This is a genomic window from Planomonospora algeriensis (genome assembly GCF_977012225.1).
Window position 1 is genome coordinate 1 of record NZ_CDRNDK010001029.1, and the last position, 659, is coordinate 659.

Consider the following 659-nt stretch of genomic DNA (forward strand, 5'->3'; position numbering starts at 1 on the left):
CCTGGCCGAGCTGCTCGCCCTGCCGGCCACCGCCGGAGCGTCGCTGGGCTGGTGGAAGGCGCACCGCCCGGCGCTGCTCGCCCTGGCCCGGCGCGAGCCCGCGGTCCGCGGGACGCTGCTGAACATGATGCCCGGCAACCGCGACGACGACATGCCGGCGTTCTGGCTGAAACTGCTGGAGGACTCGGGGGCCACCGCGGGCCTGGTCGGCGGGGACGCGCCCGAGGAGGAGCGCCCCGCCGACGGCACGGCCGGCTGGCTCGGCCGCTTCCTGGGGATCTGGCACCCGCGCAGGTGGAGCGGGCCGCAGCTGCCGGGCCTGTACCCGCTGGTGGAGCGGGCGGCCGGACGGCTGCGCGCCGAGCTCGCCGGCACGGGCCGGACCGTGGCGGTCAACGCCGACGTCGACCTGGTCGACCTGCTGCTCGCCCTGGAGGTGCCGGTCGCCGACCCCGGCGAGGACGGCCCCGGCCTGCTGCTGGAGGCGTGGGATGCGAAGGAGGAGCGGCGCGACCTGCTCGCCCTGGCCGCCGACGCCCGGTTCCGGCCCGTCTTCCACCGCTCCGCCGACCGGTTCGACGGCGGCACCGCGGCGCTGCGGGCCGTACGCCGCCTGGCCGCCTCCCCCGGCGGGCGGCCGTTGCTGGCGGAGTGGGTGC

Annotated in this window: 1 pseudogene; it reads left to right on the forward strand. The window is 78.6% G+C overall.

Annotated elements, in window-relative coordinates:
* Positions 1-659, forward strand: a pseudogene (locus ACWJ6R_RS37605) (DNA-binding protein); the annotation flags it as partial.